This window comes from Paraburkholderia sp. USG1 (assembly GCF_031570135.1).
Classification (GTDB): Bacteria; Pseudomonadota; Gammaproteobacteria; order Burkholderiales; family Burkholderiaceae; genus Paraburkholderia; species Paraburkholderia dioscoreae.
On the sequence record NZ_JAMWXW010000031.1, the window covers coordinates 83,565 to 106,684 of the forward strand.

Annotated in this window: 18 protein-coding genes; 4 read left to right on the forward strand and 14 right to left on the reverse strand. The window is 61.9% G+C overall.

The annotated features are described in order from the left end of the window. Positions 1-207: 207 nt before the first annotated feature. Positions 208-4,725: a DEAD/DEAH box helicase gene (locus tag NE850_RS31410; RefSeq protein ID WP_310699831.1), complete on the forward strand. Its 4,518-nt coding sequence runs from the start codon at positions 208-210 to the stop codon at positions 4,723-4,725. A 205-nt stretch (positions 4,726-4,930) separates the two neighbouring features. Beyond that, complete coding sequence (gene pdeR, locus NE850_RS31415; protein WP_007177529.1) at positions 4,931-6,934, forward strand: cyclic di-GMP phosphodiesterase; 2,004 nt, start codon at positions 4,931-4,933, stop codon at positions 6,932-6,934. A gap of 76 nt (positions 6,935-7,010) precedes the next feature. On the opposite strand, the gene NE850_RS31420 is transcribed toward pdeR, so the two are convergent. Together NE850_RS31420 and NE850_RS31425 are read right to left on the reverse strand one after the other, a co-directional pair. After that, on the reverse strand, positions 7,011-7,898 hold the full coding sequence (locus tag NE850_RS31420) for a crotonase/enoyl-CoA hydratase family protein (RefSeq protein WP_007177530.1): 888 nt from the start codon (positions 7,896-7,898) through the stop codon (positions 7,011-7,013). Between the two features lie 512 nt (positions 7,899-8,410). Then, positions 8,411-9,874 (reverse strand): M20 family metallopeptidase, encoded by a 1,464-nt coding sequence (locus tag NE850_RS31425; RefSeq protein WP_007177531.1) that lies wholly within the window; start codon positions 9,872-9,874, stop codon positions 8,411-8,413. 228 nt (positions 9,875-10,102) lie between these two features. Between NE850_RS31425 and NE850_RS31430 the strand changes: the two genes are divergently transcribed. Further along, positions 10,103-10,411, forward strand: coding sequence for a superinfection immunity protein (locus NE850_RS31430; protein ID WP_007177532.1), 309 nt, complete (start codon positions 10,103-10,105; stop codon positions 10,409-10,411). Between the two features lie 137 nt (positions 10,412-10,548). Here the strand turns inward: NE850_RS31430 and NE850_RS31435 are convergent, their stop codons facing one another. From NE850_RS31435 to NE850_RS31450, 4 genes are all read right to left on the reverse strand, one after another. After that, positions 10,549-10,821 (reverse strand): YodC family protein, encoded by a 273-nt coding sequence (locus tag NE850_RS31435; protein ID WP_007177533.1) that lies wholly within the window; start codon positions 10,819-10,821, stop codon positions 10,549-10,551. Between the two features lie 493 nt (positions 10,822-11,314). Next, entirely contained in the window at positions 11,315-12,865 is a 1,551-nt protein-coding gene (locus NE850_RS31440; RefSeq protein WP_310699832.1) for an MFS transporter, read from the reverse strand. Between the two features lie 31 nt (positions 12,866-12,896). Next, positions 12,897-13,547, reverse strand: a complete 651-nt coding sequence (locus tag NE850_RS31445; protein ID WP_310699833.1) for a TetR/AcrR family transcriptional regulator — start codon at positions 13,545-13,547, stop codon at positions 12,897-12,899. Positions 13,548-13,710: 163 nt separating this feature from the next. Continuing rightward, on the reverse strand, positions 13,711-14,136 hold the full coding sequence (locus NE850_RS31450) for an OsmC family protein (protein ID WP_310699834.1): 426 nt from the start codon (positions 14,134-14,136) through the stop codon (positions 13,711-13,713). Positions 14,137-14,487: 351 nt separating this feature from the next. Between NE850_RS31450 and NE850_RS31455 the strand changes: the two genes are divergently transcribed. Beyond that, positions 14,488-14,796, forward strand: coding sequence for a DUF4148 domain-containing protein (locus NE850_RS31455; protein WP_007177537.1), 309 nt, complete (start codon positions 14,488-14,490; stop codon positions 14,794-14,796). A 250-nt stretch (positions 14,797-15,046) separates the two neighbouring features. Here the strand turns inward: NE850_RS31455 and NE850_RS31460 are convergent, their stop codons facing one another. The 8 genes from NE850_RS31460 to NE850_RS31495 form a co-directional block, all read right to left on the reverse strand. Then, complete coding sequence (locus NE850_RS31460) at positions 15,047-15,601, reverse strand: carboxymuconolactone decarboxylase family protein (protein WP_007177538.1); 555 nt, start codon at positions 15,599-15,601, stop codon at positions 15,047-15,049. Between the two features lie 35 nt (positions 15,602-15,636). Then, positions 15,637-16,965: an aspartate aminotransferase family protein gene (locus tag NE850_RS31465; RefSeq protein ID WP_310699835.1), complete on the reverse strand. Its 1,329-nt coding sequence runs from the start codon at positions 16,963-16,965 to the stop codon at positions 15,637-15,639. A gap of 311 nt (positions 16,966-17,276) precedes the next feature. Beyond that, the gene (locus tag NE850_RS31470; protein WP_007177540.1) at positions 17,277-18,131 is read right to left on the reverse strand and encodes a MurR/RpiR family transcriptional regulator; all 855 of its coding nucleotides are present in this window, start codon (positions 18,129-18,131) and stop codon (positions 17,277-17,279) included. A gap of 423 nt (positions 18,132-18,554) precedes the next feature. Next, positions 18,555-19,061: a gamma-glutamylcyclotransferase family protein gene (locus NE850_RS31475; RefSeq protein WP_310699836.1), complete on the reverse strand. Its 507-nt coding sequence runs from the start codon at positions 19,059-19,061 to the stop codon at positions 18,555-18,557. Between the two features lie 61 nt (positions 19,062-19,122). Beyond that, complete coding sequence (locus NE850_RS31480; RefSeq protein WP_310699837.1) at positions 19,123-19,692, reverse strand: hypothetical protein; 570 nt, start codon at positions 19,690-19,692, stop codon at positions 19,123-19,125. Then, complete coding sequence (locus NE850_RS31485; RefSeq protein ID WP_310699838.1) at positions 19,676-20,836, reverse strand: XRE family transcriptional regulator; 1,161 nt, start codon at positions 20,834-20,836, stop codon at positions 19,676-19,678. The genes NE850_RS31480 and NE850_RS31485 overlap by 17 nt, the downstream gene beginning before the upstream one ends. A 1-nt stretch (position 20,837) precedes the next feature. Then, the gene (locus NE850_RS31490) at positions 20,838-22,238 is read right to left on the reverse strand and encodes a hypothetical protein (protein WP_310699839.1); all 1,401 of its coding nucleotides are present in this window, start codon (positions 22,236-22,238) and stop codon (positions 20,838-20,840) included. Beyond that, complete coding sequence (locus NE850_RS31495) at positions 22,235-22,789, reverse strand: hypothetical protein (RefSeq protein WP_310699840.1); 555 nt, start codon at positions 22,787-22,789, stop codon at positions 22,235-22,237. Before NE850_RS31495 ends, NE850_RS31490 begins: the two co-directional genes overlap by 4 nt. Positions 22,790-23,120: the final 331 nt, after the last annotated feature.

The following is a 23,120-nucleotide window of genomic DNA, read 5'->3' on the forward strand; positions in this document are numbered from 1 at the left end:
GATCCATTCGGCCGCGCGCCTGGCCGTAGCGCATCGCCGGGACGGCAAAAATTGCCGTGACACAGGCGCTTCGATTGCAACGTTACCGGCGGCAAGTTAGGTTCGGCAAAGCCCGCGCAAACCTGCCAGACTGACTCCTGATCCCTGCAGCTGGCAAGATTTCTTCGCCCTCTGGATATGGCACGTCACGTCCCCATCTATGCAAGCATGACTTCGGCCACCACCGTCCCCGCCGCTGCCCTGGGCGCGGCTTCCGGCAACGCATCCGGCCCTGTCGCGACGCCCGCGACGGGGCGATCCACCGCACACGCGCTGGATGATTTCCATCCCGCGGTCGCAAGCTGGTTCCTGAAGATGTTCGCCGCGCCGACCGACGCTCAGGCCGCCGCGTGGCCGCAGATTCGCCGTGGCCGCTCCACGCTGGTGGCCGCGCCGACGGGGTCGGGCAAAACGCTCACCGCCTTCCTGTCCGCGCTCGACGATCTGGTTCAGCAAGGACTCGCTGCCGGCGGCGCACTGCCCGACGAAACGCTGGTCGTCTACGTCTCGCCGTTGAAAGCGCTGTCCAACGACATTCGCCTCAATCTGCAACTGCCGTTGCAAGGCATCGCCGCGGAACTCGCGTTGCGCGGCTTGCCGGCGCCGGACATCCGTACCGCCGTGCGCACCGGCGACACCACGCAGCAGGAACGCAACGCGTTGAAAAAGCGCGCGCCGCATATTCTCGTGACCACGCCGGAATCGCTTTACGTGCTGCTCGGTTCGGACTCCGGCCGACGCATGCTCTCGACCGTACGCACGGTGATCGTCGACGAAATTCACGCGCTCGCCGGCAGCAAGCGCGGCAGTCATCTCGCGCTCAGCCTGGAGCGGCTGGACGCGCTGTGTCAGCGGCGCCTGCCGCGAATCGGCCTGTCCGCGACGCAAAAGCCGGTGAGCGCGGTCGCGCGCTTTCTGGTTGGCGGCGCGAGCATCGACAGCGGCATTCCCGCCGATTGCGCGATCGTCGACGTCGGTCATGTGCGCGAACGCGATCTCGCGCTGGAAATTCCTCCCGTGCCGCTCGAAGCCGTGATGCCCAACGAGGTGTGGGAGCGCGTCTACGACCGCCTCGCCGAACTCGTGGCCATGCACCGCACCACCCTGATCTTCGTCAACACGCGCCGCATGGCCGAGCGCGCCGCGCGTCATCTGACCGAGCGGCTGGGCACGGAGGCGGTCGCCGCGCACCACGGCAGCCTCGCCAAGGAATACCGGTTCGACGCCGAACAGCGCCTGAAACGCGGGGAACTGCGCGTGCTGATCGCCACCGCTTCGCTGGAACTCGGCATCGATATCGGCGACGTCGATCTGGTCTGCCAGATGGGTTCGCCACGCGCGATCGCGCCGTTCCTGCAACGCGTCGGACGCTCGGGCCATCATGTCGGCGGCATGCCCAAGGGCAGACTTTTTCCGGCTTCGCGCGACGATCTGATCGAATGCGCGGCGCTGCTCGACTGCGTGCGGCGCGGCGAACTCGACGCGCTGCGCATTCCGCGCGCGCCGCTCGATGTGCTCGCGCAGCAGATCGTTGCGGAAGTGTCGAGCGCCGAGTGGAGCGAAGACGCGCTGTTCGACATGATGCGGCGTGCCGCGCCGTACGCGGACCTGACGCGTGAACAGTACGACGCCGTCCTGCGCATGCTCGTTGAAGGCTATACGAGCCGCAATGGTCCGCGCGGCGCCTATATTCACCGCGACGTGGTGAGCGGCACGCTGCGCGGCCGGCGCGGCGGCAAGCTGGTGGCCGTCACTTCGGGCGGTACCATTCCCGAGAACGCCGACTATGCCGTGGTGCTCGAACCGCAGGCGATCAATATCGGCACCGTGAACGAGGATTTCGCCGTCGAAAGTCTGGCCGGCGACGTGTTTCAGCTTGGCAATGCTTCATATCGGATTCTGCGGATCGAAAGCGGGCGCGTGCGGGTCGAGGACGCACAGGGCCAGCCGCCGAATATTCCTTTCTGGCTAGGAGAAGCGCCGGGGCGCAGCGACGAACTGTCGTTCGGCGTTGCGCGTTTGCGTGAGCAGATCGGGCGCCTTCTCGATGGGAAGGATTCGGTAGTGTCGGCTATCGTTGCGAACGGAACCGGCACCGGAACCGAGGTTGAAGCCGAGATTGCAACCGAAGTGACAACGCTCCCTGCCCGCTTGGACCACGCGACCCACTGGCTCACCGACAACCTCGGTCTCGACGAAGCCGCCGCGCGCCAGATCGTCGACTATCTCGCCCGCGCGCGCGCCGCGCTCAGTGTGCTGCCCACGCAGAACACGCTGGTCATGGAGCGTTTCTTCGACGAATCCGGCGGCACGCAACTCGTGATCCACGCGCCGTTCGGCAGCCGCGTGAATCGCGCCTGGGGCCTCGCGCTGCGCAAGCGGTTTTGCCGCACCTTCAACTTCGAACTGCAGGCTGCCGCCACCGAGGACGCGATCGTGCTGTCGCTGACCGGCAGCCACTCCTTCGTGCTCGACGACGTGTGGCGCTATCTGCATTCGAACAGCGCGGAGCATCTCCTGATTCAGGCGTTGCTCGACGCGCCGCTGTTCGGCGTGCGCTGGCGCTGGAACGCGACCACCGCGCTCGGCTTGCCGCGTTATACCGGCGGGCGCAAGACCGCGCCGCAATTACAGCGTATGCGCAGCGAGGATCTGCTGGCGAGCGTGTTTCCCGAACAGGCCGCGTGCCTGGAGAACGTAGTCGGCGAACGCGAGCTGCCGCGTCATCCGTTAGTGGACCAAACCGTCGACGACTGTCTGCACGAGGCAATGGACAGCGAACGCTGGCTCGCGCTGCTGCGTCGTATCGAACAGGGCGACGTGCAACTGGTCGCGCGCGATTTGCCGGCACCCTCGCCGCTCGCCGCCGAAATCCTCAATGCAAAGCCGTACGCGTATCTCGACGACGCCCCCATCGAGGAACGCCGCACGCAAGCCGTGCTGAATCGCCGCTGGACGGATCCGTCGAGTGCCGACGATCTCGGCGCGCTGGATGCCGGCGCCATTGAAAGCGTGCGCGACGAAGCATGGCCGCAGGCGTGCAACGCCGACGAAATGCACGAAGCGCTGACGGGCCTCGCCTGCATCACCGATACCGAAGCGCGCCACCACGAAGGCTGGCCGGCATGGCTCGCGTCGCTGGCCGAAGCCGGCCGCGCCACCCGCTTGCAGATCGCCGGCGACGCCGGAATGTGGCTGCCCATCGAGCGCCTCACCTGCTTCGAGTCGCTTTATCCCGACGCCCAATTCTCACCCCCGCTCGCCGCGCCGAAGGGCTACACGGGCAACTGGAATGCCGACGACGCCCTGCTCGACGTGCTCCGTGCGCGTCTGACGGGCTTCGGCCCGCTGCCGGTCAGCGCGATCGCGGCGGCGCTGAAATTGCCGGCAACATCGGTCGAACAGACCCTCACGCGCCTGGAAGCCGAAGGCTATGTGATGCGTGGGCGCTTTACGCCGCAAGCCGCGGAAGAAGAGTGGTGCGAACGCCACCTTCTCGCCCGCATACACCGTTACACCGTGAAACGCTTGCGACGCGAAATCGAGCCGGTGGAACGGCACGACTTCATGCGTTTTCTGTTCGAGTGGCAGCACTTGACGCCGGACACCCGCAGCGAGGGGCGCGACGCGCTGGCCGCGGTGCTCGAACAACTCGAAGGCTTCCAGGCCGCGGCGGGCGCGTGGGAGGAAGACATCCTGCCCGCACGCGTGAAAGCGTATGCGAATACTTCGCTCGACGAACTATGCCGGGCCGGCAAGATAGTCTGGACTCGTCTGACCGAGCGCCCGCGTGGCACCGCGGGACCGGTCCGCAGTACGCCGATCGTGCTGCTGCCGCGCGCCCAGGTACGCGTGTGGAGCGCATTGCTCGATCCGTCGAAGCAACCGGAGTTGTCGGCGCGCGCGCAAAGCGTGTATGACGCGCTGGTGCAACACGGCGCGATGTTCTTCGACGAATTGCTGACGGAGGTTCGCGTATTGCGTATGGAACTGGAGAACGCATTAGGCGAACTGGTGGCCGCGGGTCTCGTGAATTCCGACAGTTTCGCGGGCTTGCGTGCGTTGCTGAAACCGGTTGCAAAGCGCAATGCGTTTTCGGGCAGCCGGCGCGCGCGCTCGAGTGCGTTGATCGGCGGCATGGACGACGCGGGACGCTGGGCACTCGTCAGCCGGCCCGCTACTGCGGCAGCCGAAGTTGTGCCGGAGCGCCGCCGGCAAGTGCCGCCCGAAGTGCTGGAACATGTCGCGATGACACTCTTGCGCCGTTATGGCGTGGTGTTCTGGCGTCTGCTCGAACGCGAGGCGGATTGGCTGCCGCCCTGGCGAGATCTTCTGCGCGTGTTCCAAAGACTCGAAGCGCGCGGAGTGATTCGAGGCGGTCGTTTTGTGAACGGACTCGCCGGTGAACAGTTCGCACTGCCCGAAGCGATTCCGGTCCTGCGAGAAGTGCGGCGACATGCGAACGATGGTGCTTTTGTTTGTGTCGCCGGCACCGATCCGTTAAATCTCGCGGGCACTTTGCTCGTCGGCGAACGCGTGCCCGCTGTGGCGGGCAACCGGATCCTCTATCGCGACGGCATCGTAGTGGCCACGCTCGTGGCGGGGACTTTCTGGTTTGATCCTGCTCTGGAAGCGGTTCCTTCCGCGAGGGAACAGGCTCGTGCATGGCTCGCGCGGCGGTTTTGAGGCTTGAAGTGCGTGCCGACTATTGGAAAATCGCTGCTACTTCAATGCAAAAAAGCGCTAAAGGCGACAGTCGCGATTACCGTTAATCTTTCTAAGCCCGAACGCCAGCCGCTTCGCTACAATGGGGACAGTCTTAAGTATGATGAAGACTGTTTGCCGACTCCGCCTTCAAGGCGGCCAACGGCACACACCGCCCGGGGATCTCATGAACGACGACCAACACGACCAGGTGCTTTATGCCCAGTTCGGCACAAGCAGCCCATGCTGGCGTCTGTCGAACGACAGCAACGCGCTCGAACTCACGCCCGTGACCGGGGACGTGCCCGCCAATGTCGCCATTCCGCTGAATCCTCAACAAGCCTCGCAAATCCGCTGCCTCACCGGCGTCACCTCGCATCTCGTGCTCGACGTGCGGCTATTCGGCGAGCCGTTGCGTCTGCATCTGGTCGGTAAAAAGCTCACCAGCAACTCGTGGGCCGGCACCGCCTCGGCCTATGACGACACCGAGTCCGTCGCGCGCGATCTGGTCCACGGTCTTTCGTTCGCCGAACAGGTTGTCTCCGAAGTGAATTCGGTCGTCGTGATCCTCGACCGGCACGGCCGGATACAGCGCTTCAACCGGCTCGCGGAAGAGCTCACCGGCGTCAAGGAAGAGAACATCATCGGCCGCAACGTGTGGGCGCTGTTCATGTCTACTGAAGACGGCGCGGCATCCAGCCAGAACATTGCGGGCTTCTTCAATCGCGGCGTGTCGTACGAAGTCGAGCGGCGCGTCAAAACGGTGCACGGCGAACGGCTCTTTCTGTTTCGCAACAAGTTCGTTCACAGCGGCAGCGGCGTCGAAGAACAATTCCTGATCTGCTCGGGCACGGACATCACCGAGGAACGGCTCGCGCAGGAACGCCTCACCGAGCTCGCGAACACCGACTCGCTCACCGGCCTTGCGAACCGCAACGCGATCCAGGACAGGATCCGCGCCGCCATTGAAGACGCCGCGCCAGGCGAAGCGGTCGGCGTGCTGTTCCTCGACCTCGACAACTTCAAGAAGGTCAACGATCACTACGGCCACGTCTTCGGCGACCGCCTGATTCGCGACGTATCGGCGGCCATCAGCCTCTGTCTGAACGAAGGCGATACGCTCGCGCGACTCGGCGGCGACGAATTCATCGTGCTCGCGGCCAAGGGCACGGCGCATGAACTCGAAGTCACCGCGCAGCGCATTCTCGAACGCATGCGCACGCCGTTCAGCCTCGGGCTCGTGGAGGTCTACACGGGCTGCTCGATCGGCATCGCGCTGTATCCGGAACATGGCGATAGCCTCGAATCGCTGATCCGCTCAGCGGATACCGCCATGTACGTCGCCAAAGACGAAGGCAAGCGTACGCACCGCGTGTTCTCGCCGGAGATGAATCGCAAGGTCGCCGAGTACATGTGGCTCGACACCAACCTGCGGCGCGGCATCGATGAAGGCCAGCTGACACTGCATTACCAGCCGAAACTATCGCTCGCCACCGGAGCGGTCCAGGGCGCCGAAGCACTGGTGCGCTGGAATTCGCCGGAGCGCGGGCAGATCATGCCGGCGGAGTTCATCCGTTATGCGGAAGAGTCCGGTCTGATCGGCGTGCTGGGCCGCTGGGTCATGGAAACGGCCGCGAAACAGGCCGCCAAATGGAAAGCGGACGGCTACAACCTGCGCATCGCGATCAACGTGTCCGCTCGGCAACTGGTGGATACGGCGGTGGTCCGCCATTTCAGCGAGGCGCTCCAGCACGCGAATCTCGACCCCTGCCTGATCGATCTCGAACTGACCGAGAGCTGCCTGATCGAAGACGAAACGGCCGCGATCGATCTGATCAAGCAGTTCCGGCAGCTCGGCGCGCAGGTTCATCTGGATGACTTCGGCACGGGCTATTCGTCGCTGTCGCAACTCGGCCGTATTCCGCTCGACGTCATCAAGCTCGATCGCAGCTTCGTGCGCTCGATCAACGCCGACCCCAAAGCGCAAGCGCTGGTGCGCTCCATGGTGGTCGTCGCGCAGGAGCTGAACTTCAAGGTGGTTGCCGAAGGAATCGAAACCGAGTCGGAAGAATTGTTCATGAAGGGCCTGGGCGTCGATTACGTACAGGGTTTTCTGTACGGGCAGGCCATGCCGGCGGCTGAATTCGAGCGCTGGTTGCAGGATAGACAGAAGCTCAGACTGATTGCCTGAGCTCCCGTGCGCCCCACGTAAAGTCCCCGTGGGGGCCGCCCCCCTTGCGGCTTTTTGTGTTTGAAGCCGGGCTGGTTCAGGCGAAATTAGCCGCGCTGGCCGCCGTCTGACGCAGGTTCGCCGTGCGACGGTTCTGCAACTGCACGAGCCGCTCCATGAAAGCCAGATCCTTTTCTTCGATCGTGAAGGCGGCCTCGACCCAATCCTCGGTGATTTCCATCAGCTCGGCGCGCGAGAGTTGCAGCACGCGCTGGCGAGCCCGCAGCATCGCGCGGATGCCGTTCATTTTCGGTTTGAGCGTGTCGATGAAAGTACGGGTCGCCATATAGGCCTCGCCCGGCTCGAACAGTTGATCGACCAGACCTTTGCCGTAATGCCATTCGGCCGTATGCGATTCTCCGACGCCGATCAGTTCCTCCGCGAGCCGCATGCCGACTTTACGTGCCACCAGTGAATAACCGCCCATGCCCGGGAACAGATTGAACGCGATCTCCGGGAAGCCCATGCGCGCGTCGCTCTGCGCGAGCAGGAAATGATGTGCGAGCGCGGCCTCGAAGCCCCCACCGAGCGCCGTGCCTTCCACCATCGCAATCGAGATCGCCCCGGTGTCGAACCCCCGCGACGCCGCATGCACACAATCGACACAAGCCCGCGCGTACGCCATCAGCGCCTGACGCTTGCCGTTGCGGATCGCGTCCGCGAAGAAATCCAGATCGCCGCCCACGTTGTACATGGTCGGAATCAACGAGCCGGTGACCCAGAAATCGATCGGCAATCCCGACGCTCGCGCTGCCTGTGCGAGTTCCAGAATGTCATGCACCAGATCGAGATTGAAACAGGGCCGCGGCTGCGCCCGCAACATCATCCACATGACGTTGCGGCCTTCTTCATAGTAAGCGGAAATTTGCGAAAGATTGCCGGCTTCGAGGAACGGGCGGCAGGCGTGGTGGTTATGCAGATTCATTTTGAACGGTCCTTTTAAGGTTAAACACTGGCATTGCAATGCGAGCCTAAAGCAGACCGGAATCGGTTGGGAGCGGGGTAACCAACAGATGAATGCAAGCGGCGTTCAAAGCCACATCAGAAGGCGTTTCGGGCAAAGACGGACATGCGGTGAGGCGTGGCGCGCACGCAAACGCTTGCGCACCGAAGATGGGCGAAAATGGCCCATAAATAAGCGCGGGACGCCTGTCGATTTACTGACGGCCAGAGATTGAATTTCTTGCCGGAGTGGAAAGATAAGGAAATAGTCTTCGATTAGAAAATGCAATCGAAAATATCAGCGGCGAATTTATTTTTTCTGGTGTGCGGGATAACAGACGGAATATCCGTTTCGCATATTCAAACGCGCGGCCACCCAGTCCGCGCATTTTCATCTGGGTTCTATCGCAGATGCGCGGCATAGAGACAAGCTTGCCGCGCATTCATACAATTGATGGCCGCGTTGTTCGTACCGGGCGGCGCGCCCTGGAACGTTCAAGGCGCGGCGGCGATCACCTCCGCAACCGCTGCCGTGAGCTTCTTGCCGTACGGCACGTCCAGGAATTCGTTCGGTCCGTGCGCGTTCGATTTCGGCCCGAGCACGCCGCACACCATGAACTGCGATTTCGGGAAACCCGCCTTCAGCACGTTCATGAGCGGAATGGTGCCGCCCTGCCCCATGTAGGCGACATCGGCGCCGTAGTGTCGACGCGACGCGTCGTTGAGCGCCGTGGCAAGCCACGGGGCGAGATCCGGCGCGCTCCAGCCGCTCGCCGCGCCCGCGTCCGGCTTGAAAGTCACCTTGGCGTTGTACGGCGGATCGAGTTCGAGCAGTGCCTTCAGTTCGGCGACGGCCTTTTCCGCCTCGATCAGCGGCGGCAGACGCAGCGACAGCTTGAACGCCGTGCGCGGACGCAGTACGTTGCCGGCATCGGCAAGCGCGGGCAGCCCGGCCGCGCCGGTCACGGACAGCGACGGACGCCACGTCGAATTGAGCAAGGCCTCTTTGGGATCAGTGGTGGTGGGCAGCACCTGGCGGCCGTCCTGGCCGCACGCCCACGGCAACTTTTTCCAGACGTCGTCGCCGAGAATCCGGGCGGTGGCTTCCGCTTCACGCAAACGGTCCGCCGGAATCTCGACGTGGAAACCCTTTGGCAGCAACGTGCCGTTGGCGGAGTCTTCGAGACGGTCGAACAGTTGCCGCATGATGCGAAAGCTCGACGGCGCGATTCCGCCGTAGCCGCCCGAGTGAATGCCTTCGTCGAGCACCTGCACTTCGAGGTCGCCCGCCACCAGTCCGCGCAAGGACGTGGTGAGCCACAACTGATCGTAGTTGCCCGCGCCCGAATCCAGGCACACGACGAGACCGACCTTGCCGAGCCGCTCGCGCAGCGCGTCGACATACGGCAGCAGATCGTAGCTGCCGGACTCCTCGCAGGTTTCGATCAGACCGACGCAACGCGGACGTTCGACGCCCTGCGCGTCCAGCGCCGCGAGTGCGGTAATGCTCGCGTAGATCGCATAGCCGTCGTCGGCGCCGCCGCGGCCGTACAGCCTGTCGTTCTCGAGCTTGGGCGTCCACGGTCCGAGGTCGTTGCGCCAGCCGTCGAACTCGGGCTGCTTGTCGAGGTGGCCGTACAGCACGATGGTCTCTTCGCTGCCGGAACGGGTCGCCGGCGTTTCGAAGAAGATCACCGGCGTGCGGCCCGGCAAGCGGATCACTTCGAGTTCCAGGCCGCGCACCGCCTGCTGTTCGGCCCATTGCGCGGCGTCGGTAATCACGCGCTCCAGATAGCCGTGCTTGACCCACTCGGGATCGAACGCCGGACTCTTGGCCGGTACCGCAATGTAGTCCGTGAGCGCGGGCACGATCTCGTCGTTCCACTTGCGCTCCACGAATTCACGTAGCGTGTCGGGGTTGATGCGTTGAGCCTGCTGGGTCGTGTCGTCGGAGATCATGATGGCTGTCCGTGGCGGGTCTGTTCAGTCGAAACGACCATGATAGTCCTGATGCGGGATCGGCTGAACCCCTCGTCGCGCAGCGGGCTTGCTTAGAGGTGGCTGAGTGACGACCGCCACCGTTCGCGCCGGCGGTTTCGCTAGCAACGCGAGCAGTTTGCAGCGAGCTTACGCGGACAAAACAATCGCGCGACAATCAGACATACGTCGCGTGTGGGGAGGCGGATCATGGCGGGCAATGTCTTCGTTCAGGCCATCGCCGCGGTACTGGCGTTGGCGCTCTATTTTCTGCCGGCCGTGCTGGCGGACCGGCGCAACCGGCACGACGTGCTGACGCTGGCGCTCTTCAATGCCTGTCTCGGCTGGACCGTGTTCGGCTGGCTGCTTGCGCTATATTGGGCGCTGCAACCGAACCCGCCGAAAAACATCGCGGGCGAGGTGGTGGAGACGCGCAAACTCGTGAGCATGCGAGCGTTTTCGTCCGCGTTGCTGGTGCGCGTGCAACGTCGCACGACGCGGGATCGCTCTGAGAATTGAGTCAGGTGCGGCTTGGTAGGTTAGGAAAGCGACTCAGGAAAGCGACTCAGGAAAGCGAGTCAGGCAAATAGGTCAGGCAAGTAAGGCAGCACAGGTCGGCCCAAACACCGGCCCCCGGCCAACCCAGCCAGGTTTGCTCAGGCCGCGCGGCCCACGCGGTTCCACAGAACGGAACCGGCTGGAATAGAGCGTGGCTCCGCCCGCACGCTTGCGGGTGCAAACATCTCGCGGCGCAGTTCGCCGTGTTCGTCGAACCATTCGCAAATCAGCCAGTCGCCGGGATTGAGCGCCACTGGCCCTGCATATGTCACTGTCATGCGCGAACCCCCTTCCTTCAGCGTGACCACGTCGCCGACATTGAACTGGGCGGCTGGCGGTGTCTGGAATGCGTCAATGGTAGCGGTCAGCATATTTACCCCCTACGGAACCTTTGAGCGGCAATAAATCGTTGCGCGGATTTTTCGGCATTAGACCTGCTGAAGGAAAACTCTAAAAGGTTTGCCAAGATTAACAATCGAAATTAATCGCTGCAAGCGCTTTTTATTGATACCGTTTTCATCGGGAGTGGAATGGCTTCCAGTACCGATCGATACCTGGGTAAAACCGGGAAAACCCTTCAATATCCATCCCATACGCCGCCGGGCCGCGAGCCCATGCGGCGCTGCACGATCGCAAGTGTTACTGCGGCGGATTCGCACAGGCAGTAGAAAATGCGGAGCCGTTTTGTCATATGTAATGAAGCGCTGCGGGACATTCAGGGTTTATTCTGATCTGGCGCAAAACACAATTACCTGTGAACGATCACGTCATCGGTAAATGCAGCATGCTTAAAATAGGATTGTTTAAAAAATTACCTAATAATTCCCGACGCTTCTGTTGAAAACGGTTGCGGTCGCCGGATTTTCAAACCCACTGCGCCGCACGCCGCAGTACGAGTTGCTGGTGCCGCACCAGCAGCACGCTCAAACCGATGCATACGAACATCAGTACCGCGTTGATGGCGAGGCTGATCTGGAATGCGTGCGCGTACGCACCCGGAGCCGCGCGGCCACCAATCGCGCCGAAGAACGCGCCGCTGATGGCCGCCGTGCCGAACGCGGAGCCGATCTGCAACGTCGACGAGACCACGCCCGAAGCGAGCCCGGCTTTCTCCGGCACGACCTCCAGCAACACGATGCGCATGATCGACGGCAGCAGCAGGCCATGACCGACACCCGCGCACACCAGTCCGCAATAGAACAGCAGATCCGGCGCCGCCGACTGCGTGGCGGACCAGCCCGTGACCGTGAAGCCGAGCGTCATCATCGAAAAACCGAGCGTCAGTACATGGCCGCCTATGCGCCTGACCACAGCCGGCGAAGCCAGCGGCCCGACCACGAAACCGATCGCGAACGGCATGATCGCCACGCCCGAGGCGAGCGGCGTCCAGTGCAAACCGGTTTGCAGGAAAATCCCGTAGGTCAGGAAAAACGCGCTATTGCAGTAGAACAGGAACGCGAGCACGAGACCCAACGCGAAGGCCCGGTTGCGGAACAGTTGCAGATCCACCAGCGGATGGCCGCCGCCGCGCTCGACGCGCCGCTCCGCCACCACGAAGAGCGCGAACGCGGGCACGGCAAGCGCGAACATCGCGAAGGTCCATGCCGGCCAGCCCGCTTCGCGGCCGTGCGTCATCGGGTAAATGACCAGCAACAGCACGGCGGAGAGCAGCGCCACGCCCTTCACGTCGATGCCCGTGCGCGTGGCCGGCTGATTTTCCGGCACGAACTTCCAGGTGCCGATAAACGCCACAATGCCGATCGGAATGTTGATCAGAAAGATGATGCGCCAGTCGAGTCCGAACGGGTGATACGTAATCAGCGCGCCGCCGCCCAACTGGCCGACGATCGACGACAGCCCGAACACGAAGCCGTACAGGCTCATCACTTTGGTCTGCTGATGCAGCGGCACGACCGCGCGAATGGTCGCAAGCACTTGCGGCGCCATGACGGCGGCGGCGACGCCTTGCACGATCCGCGAGATCACCAGCATGTGCCCGCTGGTGGCAAAGCCGCACAGCGCCGAAGCGACCACGAACGCCGCCATGCCCGTCATGAACATGCGGCGGCGGCCGAACAGGTCGCCGAGCCGACCGCCCGTGATCAGCAGCACCGCGTACGCCGACGCATAGGCGGAGACCACGAGCTGCAATTGCGCGTCGCCGGCGTTCAGGCCGGTGTGGATTGAGGGCAGCGCGAGATTCACGATGAAATAGTCGAGCGGCGCGAGGAAGGCGCCGACGAACAGCACGGCAAGCGCGAGCCCCTGTCGTTCAAAATGCGGCTGGGCCTTGTCGACGGACGCCGTCACGCTCGCGGCCGCGGCGCCCGGACAGGTCGCCGCGCAGGCTGCGCCGCCCGTGCCACTGGATCCAACGAATGCCGCCGGAGCGGACTTGATCGCTTCGCTATTCATGACTGATCATTCAAAAATTCGACAAAAAAATTTAGACGAGCGCGCGCATGGCGACGTCCACTATTCCTGTCAGCGCGTCTTCTTTGTGGGCGACCCGCCCCAGCACGCGCAAGCCTTGCATCACGCAGAGCAGGAAATCGCCGACGGCTTTTTCGTCGAGCGTGGAGTTGAAGGCGCCGCTCGCCTGACCGCGAATCACCGACGCCGCCAGCAGCGTTGCCATGCGGCGCTGAATCGCGGCGACGCGGGTGCGCAGTTCCTCGTCACCCGGCTGCATTTCCAGCGTGGTGTTGGTGATGAAGCAACTGCGCTCGCCGGTTAACGCGCACGCGACCCGCGCATAGTGCAGCAAGGCATTGCGTAGCGCTTCTTCCGGCGGGACCGGCGCGTTGAGCCGCTCGGAGAGCCGCGCGACCGAACCTTCCGCGTAGTGATCGAGCGCGGCCAGCATGATGCCGTGCTTGTCGCCGAATACGCCGTAGAGACTGCCGCGCAACAGGCCGGTGGCCTTGCACAGGTCGTCGATCGAAGTGGCGTGGTAGCCGTGATTCCAGAACACCTGACTCGCGCTCGCCAATACGGTGTCCGTGTCGAATTCGCGCGGCCGGCCCCGCAGGCAGACCTCGCCCGCTTTCTTCGCGGATTGCTTCGCGGAATGTTTCGAATCGGCAGATTGCTTCATGGAACGGATATTATGACTAACCGTTCAAGAAAGCAAGACGAGTTTCCGTAGGGTGCGGCAGGGAGCCGGTGTCAGACCATACAAAAACCGGCCCCGGTTTTGCCCGGGCGCCGGCTTCATCATCGCGTTTGAACGACTGCGACGACCGTAGAAAAACGCGAACTCAGGTTTCGAGCTTCGCATCCATCGTGATCGTGGCCTTCAGCACTTTCGACACTGGGCAACCGGCTTTGGCGTCGGTGGTCGCCTTCTCAAAGGCCGCTTTGTCGCCGCCGGGGATCTTCACGGCCACGTCGAGATGGACTGCGGTGATGGCAAAACCGCCACCGTCCTTGTCGAGCGTAACGGTCGCTGTGGTGCCGATACGCTCGGGCGTGATGCCGGCCTTGCCCAGTTCCGCCGACAGCGCCATCGAGAAACATCCCGCATGCGCAGCCGCAATCAGCTCTTCCGGATTCGTGCCGATGCCGTCAGCGAAGCGTGTCGAAAACGAGTATTGAGTCTCCTTGAGAACGCCGCTGTCGGTGGAAATCGAGCCCTTGCCGTCTTGCAGGCCGCCTTGCCAGACTGCTGATGCCTTGCGCTTCATTGCTCTCTCCTGTTTGTGCCCTGCTTCGCGCGCTCCACGACCGAATCTGATGCCCGCCGCAACGGCCCCGCCCGGACGTTCTGCGGTTTCGGCATCGGTCGCGAGTGCCGCGCGGCGCTGCAGGCGCGGGCGGGGACCGAACTTCATCATAGGCGCTTCCGTGTGCCAGCGTCGTGACGATGCCGACAATCGGTCAAAACAGAAGCCGCCCCAACAACTGTATCAATTACCGCAATAATCTTTCCTCAGAAAGCCGCTTTTTCGCCGACCCTGCAAGAAATAGACTGTATTCAATGGATTGGCACACAGCATTCAGCCGATCTCACCAACAATCGAATACTGGAGGTCATCATGAAATCGCTTATTTCCGCAGTGGTCATCGCATCCGCGCTCGTCGTTCCGGCTGTCTCGTTCGCCCAGCAGGAGAATGGTCCGGTGACGCGTGCGCAGGTACGTGCCGAACTGGTGGCCGCGCAAAAAGCGGGCCTCCTGAATCAGAACGACGTCGACTATCCGAAGACGGTGCCGGAAAACGGTACGGCAGTGGCCGCCGTTGCGCAGGGCTCGCAGGACGTCGGCGGCGCAAAGGTAGGCTCCTCGGATGCAGGCGCGCCGAACTCGGTGCAGCAGCGCCTGTTCTCGACGTATCGCGGCCAGTAATCGGCAAGCGGCAGTCGGCAAGCCGCGCGGTCGCGCGATGCGGTTGCTGGCGTTATAGCGAGTGCATGGCAGGGGACGGCGTAGTGGTAATAAGGAAGCGCCCCGGTTGCGAAGTTCGCAACCGGGGCGCTTCTGCATTGTGCGTCGGAAAAGCTGAACAATGACGTTATAGAGGGCGTGGGCCATCGCCACTGCAAGGCTCGCTGCCCAAGCGTCTGCCGACGACTTTACCTTGCCCGTACTCTTCCAGCTACTCAGCGAACGGCAAACTATCCTGCCCGACCGCACGCATGCCGAACACGTTCAGCGTCATCGCGACCAATGCGTAGTAGCCGAGCAGACCCACCAGGTTGATCACCACCTGATGCCCGAAACGCTCGACAGCCTTCGCATAGGTCGCGTCCGAAACGCGCTTGGTGTCATACAGTTCGCTCGCGAAATCGTGAATCAACGCGTCGTCGGCTTCCGCGAAATCCGGCCGCCGGCCCTCGCGAATCGCCTCGGCATCCGCTGCGCACACGCCGGCTTCCAGCGCGATCGGATGGTGGATGTACCACTCCGCCTGCGCCTGCCAGCGAGCCGCGGTCACCAGAATCGCCAGTTCCGAGAGGCGCAGCGGCAAACCGGTCCGGTAACGGCAGAACGCGCCCAGGCGCTGCGCCTGCTGCGCCAGTTCCGGACTATGAATCCAGCCGAGAAACGGCCCGTTCAGATTGCGGCGCGGGCCCGACAGAATTTCGTCCAGCACCGCTTTCTGTTCGGGCGTGGCGTCGGACAGGTCGAAGTGAGGCAAACGCTCGGTCATCATCGTTCTCGCAAGTCGTAGTGGCGCAGAAGGTTTCAGACGGCGGCCAGCGCGCCGCTAATCGCATCGGTAAGCCGGCTGACGATTTCGTCGATGTCACGCGCGGTGCAGATAAAAGGCGGCGCCAGCAGCACATGATCGCCGATCTTGCCGTCGACCGTGCCGCCCATCGGATACACCATCAAACCGCGTGCGAACGCTTCGCGCCGAATTGCCGCGTGCAGTTTGAGGCCGGCGTCGAACGGCGTTTTGCCGGCGCGGTCCCTGACCAGTTCTACGCCGACGAACAGCCCGCGTCCGCGCACGTCGCCGATATGCGGATGCTGCGCGTAGTGCTCGCGCAGCCGGCCGCGCAGCTGTTCGCCGCGCGCCAGCACATTGGGCAGCAGTTTGTCTTCCTCGATCACGCGTTGCACTTCGAGCGCGCCGGCGCAGGCGGTGGCATGGCCGATATAGGTATGGCCATGCTGAAAGAACCCCGATCCGCCGACGATCGCCTGATAGATCCGCTCGCTCACGAGCGTCGCGCCGATCGGCTGATAACCCGCGCCGAGCCCTTTGGCGATGGTCAGGATATCGGGCGCCACGCCGTCTTCCTCGCAGGCGTAAAGATAGCCGGTGCGACCCATGCCGGACATGATCTCGTCGAGAATCAGCAGCACGCCGTAGCGATCGCACACCGCGCGAATCTTGCGGAAGTACTCGCGCACCGGCGGCACGGCGCCGGCCGTCGCGCCAACCACAGTTTCGGCGACGAAAGCGGCGACCGTGTCCACGCCGAGTTCGAGAATCTTCCGCTCGAGTTCGTCGGCGAGACGCTGCGCGAAGGCCTCTTCGGTTTCGTCCGCGCGTTGCTCGCGATACGCGTAACACGGGCTCACGTGATGCGCCTCGATCAGGATCGGCAGGAACGGCTCGCGGCGCCACGCATTGCCGCCGATTGCCAGCGCACCCAGCGTGTTGCCGTGATAACTCTGGCGACGCGCGATGAAATGGCGCCGCTGCCGTTCGCCCTTCTCCACGAAATATTGGCGCGCGAGTTTGAGCGCCGCCTCGATCGCCTCCGAACCGCCCGAGACGAAATACACATGTTCGAGCCCTTGCGGGGCGCTCGCCACCAGGCGGTCGGCGAGCGCTTCGGCGGACTCGGTGGTGAAGAACGATGTGTGCGCATACGGCAGTTGCTGCGACTGCCGTTTGATCGCATCGATCACGCGCTGGTTGCTGTGCCCGAGACACGAAACGGCGGCGCCGCCGGATGCGTCGATATAGCGCTTGCCCGTGGAATCGATGATCTCGATGCCCTCGCCTGCGACGGCGACCGGCAGCAATTGCTTCGGTAAACGATGAAACACTGTGGACATGGATCCGGTTTCCTGTTGGTTGCGGCAGCCGTTCAGGCGCCGGTCTGTCCGCAAGCCATGCGGGCGATGAAAGCGCCGAATGCGCACTGCCCTTGCCGGCGAACCTTCATCGACACACCCGCGCCGCCGATCTCGAAGAGCGCGGTGGCAAAACAGATCCAACTCCTGCTTCGACACCACCATTCGCGCCCCTTCAACAATTGGTATGTATTTATACATATCAACAACAATTGTTGTCAAACAGCGCGACGCCGATGCAGATGGAGCGGTCCTGCTTCATACAAGACCCGGCTCGATTCAGAAGGAAATATTCAAGGCACGTATGCGCCCTTCGCATGCAGCGACTGCTCGGCAATGGCGAGCTGTTCGACCGCGCCCGCTCCCTCGAGCGCCAGTAGATGCGCGACCAGCGATTCGGCGATCGCGGTCGCCGCCACCAGCGAAGGGAAAAACGAAGGACTTTCGTGTGAAAAGATCAGCACCTTGTCGGCATTCAAGGCGATCGGCGACACGGCGCTGTCGGTGATCGCGATCAGCTTGCTGCCCTTTTCCAGGGCGGCTTCGGCTACGCGCGCGGCTTCCACCGAATATGGCGCGAAGCTGATCACGATGGTGGCGCTATCGCGCTCGACGGTGCGCAACTGCATCTCCAGCGTTCCGGCCTCGCCGTTGAGCAAGGACACCGAGGAACGGAACAGCCGGTATCCGTAGACGAGGCCAAACGCCACCGCATAGCAGGAGCGGAAACCGGCCACATGCACGTGCGGCGCACGCCGCAACAGACGCGCCGCTTCCACGATCACGCGGCCGTTATGCGCGGCGGTCACCTCGAGATTGTGCTGTTGCGCGACCAGCAGATCGTTCGCCAGCGCGTCTTTCGATTTGACGAGCGAACGGGCGCGGCTCGCGAGCGGCTCAGGCCGCGTGCGCACACGCGCGACGAAGAGGTTGCGCAATTCGTTCCAGCCGGGGAAGCCGAGTTGCTGCGACAGACGCACCAGTGAGGCCGGTTGCACCTGTGCCCGTTCGGCCACCTTGCGCATGGACGAGACCGCGACCTCGTCGGGATGATCGAGCAGGAAGGCCGCCCCCATCTGGAACTGCGGACTCAGTTCTGAGAAGCGCGCCCGGATCAGGGCGGCGAGCTGGTCGAAACTGTCTGGCATGCGGATGTACCGGGCGAGCGGTCGGAAAGGATGACAACAAATGTTACCACCCGGCACATGGCGTTCAGCAGGAGCTGCGGCGCGTGGTGGCTTGCAAACGATACCTGTCCTATCGCAATCAAACCTGTCCCGGCTAGCTTTTCACAAAACAAACTGGCCCGACTCGGAGGGGCTTCTCATCCCATTCTCGCTAACGGGCTGATTTGATTGCGCAATGGCCACGCACGCGCAACAACAAACATCCGGGCGGATGGCGCCTTCTAGGGCGTTGCAACAATTACAATGGCAGTTGGATACAAGAGAGTTGTATCTGCGCCAAATCTACCCGTTGCAAAATCAAAGACTTATCTGCCGGCATCGCAAACAAAGCTGGCCTGAAAAAAGCCAGTTGCAAACAACATCTGGCCTAGGGCCCTTGCCCAATCAGTCGTACAGACGAGCCTCCTTCTCGGCCCTTGAGTGCTGCGGGTCGTCAACGGATGCGACAGCTTCGACGGCGCGAATATAGTTGGCTGGAAGGCCGGCCTCACGGGCGCCAATGAGCACATGGTGTTTGTACCAGTGATACGGTGTTAGGCCCAACCGTTTGTTCGTCGCCATGTATGTGAGCGCGGCCAAGCCGCCAGCAGCGGTTTCAATCTGTACTGTTTTAGATTCATAACCCGCGCCTGCCCCCTCGAATCTGTCGAGCACCGGACGGTCTCGCAAGGCCACTCCGAAAATGACACCATAGACACTGTCGTCAGCGAGTCCGGTGTACTCGCAATCGCATTTGCCCGACCCGTCCTGGCTGAGCTTGTCGAAGACGAGTCTGTGCCTGGTTATGAAGCCTGTGGTGACAACCCTCGCGGACGGCACCCGTGCGACCAATCGGCGTGCCGACATGTTCGAGCCATACGCGAAATACGCGAATTCGTCGGTTGTGAACATGCCCACCCTCAATTGACCGGCCGATGTCACACCAATTCTGAGCGCAAATTCGCTAGTCGGCTTAGCCGGCCGCCGTCGCTGCAAACAATTCCGCGTAGAGAATGCGCTCCTCGGGGACAATCGCCATCCGAGCAACTTCGCGGGCTGCCGTGATGGCGGCTCGTAGCTCCTGCATGCTCCAATTCGCTCGTGTTGCCGCTGCAAGGAACAATGAAAGCGAACTACCGCGCGTTGACTCCGTGAACCGGTTCGACAGAATTCGTCGTGCCTTTTTGTCGTCAAGCACTACGCTCCCGAAACCGTCGACAGCTATCGCTATCGCCGCGCTTTCCCCATCGTCCAGCGATTCTGTCGGCGCCCCGCTGACCAATGAAAGATAAGTGTCATACGCTTGCTCAGACATTCTGCATAATTGGAGGCACCCATCATCAAATAGTGGCTGCAGCGGCGCGCTCTCCGTACGCTGTCCAGGCATACGCCGAACCTCGGCAGCCGTACGCTCTTCCACCCAACAAGCAACTCCGATGGCTTGCAGGACCGCTTTTGGCTTGCCAGTGCCGAGAAGATTGAAAAGGACGCTTGCGTCCAGCACCAGCGGACCGGTCGGAAATTGGCTAGATGGCAAGCTCAAGTTCTTCCCCCTCTCCGTCCGGAGCCATATGTCCCAACACTTCGCGCACCGAGCCCAAATCCAATTGCAGCTTTCGAGCGATTTGTTGCTCTGAGAGAAGCCCTTTCTCAAATGCTTCCGCGGCCAGGAGCAAAGTCCGTGGACTGAATCGGCCGACAGCCTCCGGCTCGTCGAGCTCGCGCCGCACCTCTTCCAGATGCTGGGTCCCCAATCCTTTTGCTTTCAAAGACTCGAACGTCCCCTTCGGCAAAAGGTTCAGTCCCTCTAGGCGACGAGTCATGGCTTCGATGGACGTGTGAAAGTACACAGCCATTGCGAGCAGTTGCCTCACCGAGAACTGGCCCGCTGCATCACGCAACTCTGCGGCCTTCTTGCGCACAGTCATTGCTGGCATCAGCAACGCCCGAGCAAAGGCGTCACAAAACTTTTCTTCCCTGTCCGAAAAATCGCCTTCGGTCATGTGGACGACTATGCCTGCGCGCCGTAACAATGCGTGGCAGAGTTCATGTGCGATAGTCAGACGCCTGCGAGATGCTGGGTGCAGTGCATTAACGACAATAAATCCACCAATCGCCTCGTCGTAGGCAAACGCGCCGCTGACCTTTGATGGCAATCCGCGCTCAAAGACGCGCAATCCCATGTCAAGCTCGACCAAAGCGATGAGGTCCGGTATGGGGCCAAAACCGATGCCCAAACGTTGCCGAATCGAAAGCGCGACGTCCTCGGCCTGTTGCTCGACGGGCATCGAGCGAGAAATGGTCACAACTGGCAGGTCAGGCTGCAACATCCGCCTGTCGAGCATCGCTTCGAGTTCGACCGAGGCCGCCGCGAGCTTGTTCAGCAACAAATGCGCAGCGGCGCTGTCGACATCATCACTACTGGAGTGCGCGCGGAACTTCAACTCCATGTCCAAGCTTGGAGTGCCGTCTGCCAACAGCTCGCTCTCCGGCATCGCGTACAGTTCAGCAAAAGCTCTCAGCTCGCTGGACGAAACTCCCCGCTTACCGCTTTCGATTGCGACAACAGTGGTCCGGGCAATCCTCAGCCTCTGCGCCACCTGTTCCTGCGTCAGCTTAGCTAGCGAGCGGGCACCTTTGAGTCGCGGCCCCAAAACTTCGGGGCGGACTTTTAATTCGATAGCCATGCTATCCCCTCGCGATTTTCGAAATCCATGAATCTTCGCCACAAGCAGCCAAGAAGTCGTTCCACTCCAATGCATGCTGCCGGAGCAAACCTGTGAGATTGGAGCTGGTCTGGGCGATGTCGCCGCCAGCAAATCTGGCGAGGTCAATCGCGGTCACTTGCGCGACACGATGATGCGGAGCTGAGCCAAAGTCGGCCAAGCGCTGCATGTCACGCGCGCTGTTGCGCGCGAGGTCGGAAAAGAAGCCAAACTTGACTTGGCCATCACCTGGCCTGAGTCCGCCTTCAAGCGTTTTCGAAGTCAAGTCCGAAAAAAGGTAGTCAGTGGCTCCTTCGAGCTGCGCGCAGCGTTCGGCGGCACGCCTGAGAAGGCAGTTCCCACAAACACCGCAGTGGAACATCCTCCCGTCGCGAGATGCCGTTCGTGCATCGCACGAGCATGACCGATGGGTTTTCAAAATCGCGCGGACATCCTCACCGGACTCCGATAGAGCGCGCAACATAACGCCCTTCGTGTCGAAGAGCGCAGGATGATAGAACTCCAACTGCGTGCCAGTCAACGCCGCGAGAAATTTCGAAAGCCGCGACGTGAAACCCGGATAGCAACTGCGGTGCTTCGGTTCATGGCCAGTCGTGACGAGGGACCCTCCAATGCTCCCCTGCCCGTTCTCGGGAATCATGACCCGGTTGGCGCCCGATTCAATCGCCCCAAGGCTCGCCAAAAGATAGAACATAAAAGGACGCGACCTGAAGCTGCCCTCCGGATGACGGAACCGTTTGACCTTAACAGGTACGCCCACATACTGGATTCCCGCCATCCTCTTCCGCTTCAATGCGCCCCTGTGTCCTCCTGCGGCCCGAGCATCTGCGTAAACGCACACAACCTCAGTTTCTGGCTGTGCGAGTTTCAGGAGCCTAACTTGGCCGTAAGAGTCCAATCCGTGGCTAAAAGGAACGAACACGATGTCGCGGTTGCCGAGCGATATTTCGTGCAACGGCGACTGCTGCAGCGCGGGCGCCTCTCCCGCGCGCTCCACAAACGTGAAGGACCAACCATCTCCGGTGAGATAGTTGAGGCATTGCACCAGCGTGTCATGAACACTCGGCAGCAGCCAAGCGTTAGGTCTGAAGACGGGAATTTCGATATGTAAGTGCCGCGCCCAAGTCTTCGCGTGTTGTCGCCGAAGCATGCGGTCCGCAAATTTCACGGCCCCAATCAGCGTCATCAGGTCATATGCCAGTCCATCAGACTGGCGAAAGCAGTATTCGGACAGCGTAGTCGCGTCGACCTCGATGTCTTCTCCCAAGCGGATGACCTGAACCTTGGATAACTTGCGAGCGCGTTTTTCGCAAACGCGGAAGGTCGCCGTTGGAGCGTTGGCAGGAACCGCGCGGCTGGTCATAGTCTCAGCCCTAAATCAATGCCCAGAATGTCGTCCTTACCCAGCTTGCGCTTCGAATTGCGTGCCGGGTCGTGGGAGAAGTCAATGTCGGCCGCCAGCCTGGTCATTGCGCGACGCAGAGTGGTTCCCTGCAAATCGCCGAACTGGTCGGAGACCTTCAACGCGCAGTGCTCAATCCCTTGCAGAACGCAGTCTGAAAGTACCGCAGCACGAACTGCCTCGTGGAGCCTGTCGACCGGGTCGCCGTAAATAGTCAGGCGTGCTACCTCGCAAACACTTAATTCGAGCGAGGTCTCCGCGCGGCGCTCAAACTCGTCCACAACGGCAAGGAGGCTGTCGAGCCGAAACAAATCCCTACCTGCCTGCTCAAGGTGCACAGCAAACTCGGCAAACCACGGCGGGCGTACGCTAGTCGCCCACTCGCTGCAAGTCGCCTCATGGATGGCCAGCGCGGCCTCCGTCTCACCAGCCGCCTCCAGTCTCTCCACTACTCGCACGGCTTTCCGCCAGTGCGGCTTCAAAGCTACCGTCGTATGCAAGTCGTCGCGCATTCGCTCCTCCACGGAGTTCGCACGCTTATATGTTAGACCCACCCATGACAATGTCAATCTAAAACAAGTAATTTCATGACAATGTCAGATTAAGTCTCGGTACGGTTGAATTCGGTGGTGCGCTCGAAGGCTGCAGACTGCAAGTGAGGGCCTCAAGGCCCCCAAAAATAGATTTCATAAATCGAATTTAATATTCGATATAGAGTAAGCGACATTTGGCGGCCGTCTTGACGATCAGAATTTGATCTCGAAGAGGCGTTCGTTGAGGCCTTGGAGGTCAAAGGCAGAAGGATCGAAACTACCGCCGCACCAGTCGAGCAACCGGTGGTGT

Excerpts from the sequence above, each read along its gene's own strand:
- NE850_RS31440 (WP_310699832.1), bottom strand. The coding sequence starts at position 12,865 with ATGAATAGCGAAGCGATCAAGTCCGCTCCGGCGGCATTCGTTGGATCC.
- NE850_RS31485 (WP_310699838.1), bottom strand. The coding sequence starts at position 20,836 with ATGGCTATCGAATTAAAAGTCCGCCCCGAAGTTTTGGGGCCGCGACTC.
- pdeR (WP_007177529.1), top strand. The coding sequence starts at position 4,931 with ATGAACGACGACCAACACGACCAGGTGCTTTATGCCCAGTTCGGCACA.
- NE850_RS31430 (WP_007177532.1), top strand. The coding sequence starts at position 10,103 with ATGGCGGGCAATGTCTTCGTTCAGGCCATCGCCGCGGTACTGGCGTTG.
- NE850_RS31490 (WP_310699839.1), bottom strand. The coding sequence starts at position 22,238 with ATGACCAGCCGCGCGGTTCCTGCCAACGCTCCAACGGCGACCTTCCGC.
- NE850_RS31420 (WP_007177530.1), bottom strand. The coding sequence starts at position 7,898 with ATGAATCTGCATAACCACCACGCCTGCCGCCCGTTCCTCGAAGCCGGC.
- NE850_RS31455 (WP_007177537.1), top strand. The coding sequence starts at position 14,488 with ATGAAATCGCTTATTTCCGCAGTGGTCATCGCATCCGCGCTCGTCGTT.
- NE850_RS31435 (WP_007177533.1), bottom strand. The coding sequence starts at position 10,821 with ATGCTGACCGCTACCATTGACGCATTCCAGACACCGCCAGCCGCCCAG.
- NE850_RS31410 (WP_310699831.1), top strand. The coding sequence starts at position 208 with ATGACTTCGGCCACCACCGTCCCCGCCGCTGCCCTGGGCGCGGCTTCC.
- NE850_RS31425 (WP_007177531.1), bottom strand. The coding sequence starts at position 9,874 with ATGATCTCCGACGACACGACCCAGCAGGCTCAACGCATCAACCCCGAC.
- NE850_RS31450 (WP_310699834.1), bottom strand. The coding sequence starts at position 14,136 with ATGAAGCGCAAGGCATCAGCAGTCTGGCAAGGCGGCCTGCAAGACGGC.
- NE850_RS31445 (WP_310699833.1), bottom strand. The coding sequence starts at position 13,547 with ATGAAGCAATCTGCCGATTCGAAACATTCCGCGAAGCAATCCGCGAAG.
- NE850_RS31460 (WP_007177538.1), bottom strand. The coding sequence starts at position 15,601 with ATGACCGAGCGTTTGCCTCACTTCGACCTGTCCGACGCCACGCCCGAA.
- NE850_RS31495 (WP_310699840.1), bottom strand. The coding sequence starts at position 22,789 with ATGCGCGACGACTTGCATACGACGGTAGCTTTGAAGCCGCACTGGCGG.
- NE850_RS31470 (WP_007177540.1), bottom strand. The coding sequence starts at position 18,131 with ATGCCAGACAGTTTCGACCAGCTCGCCGCCCTGATCCGGGCGCGCTTC.
- NE850_RS31475 (WP_310699836.1), bottom strand. The coding sequence starts at position 19,061 with ATGTTCACAACCGACGAATTCGCGTATTTCGCGTATGGCTCGAACATG.
- NE850_RS31465 (WP_310699835.1), bottom strand. The coding sequence starts at position 16,965 with ATGTCCACAGTGTTTCATCGTTTACCGAAGCAATTGCTGCCGGTCGCC.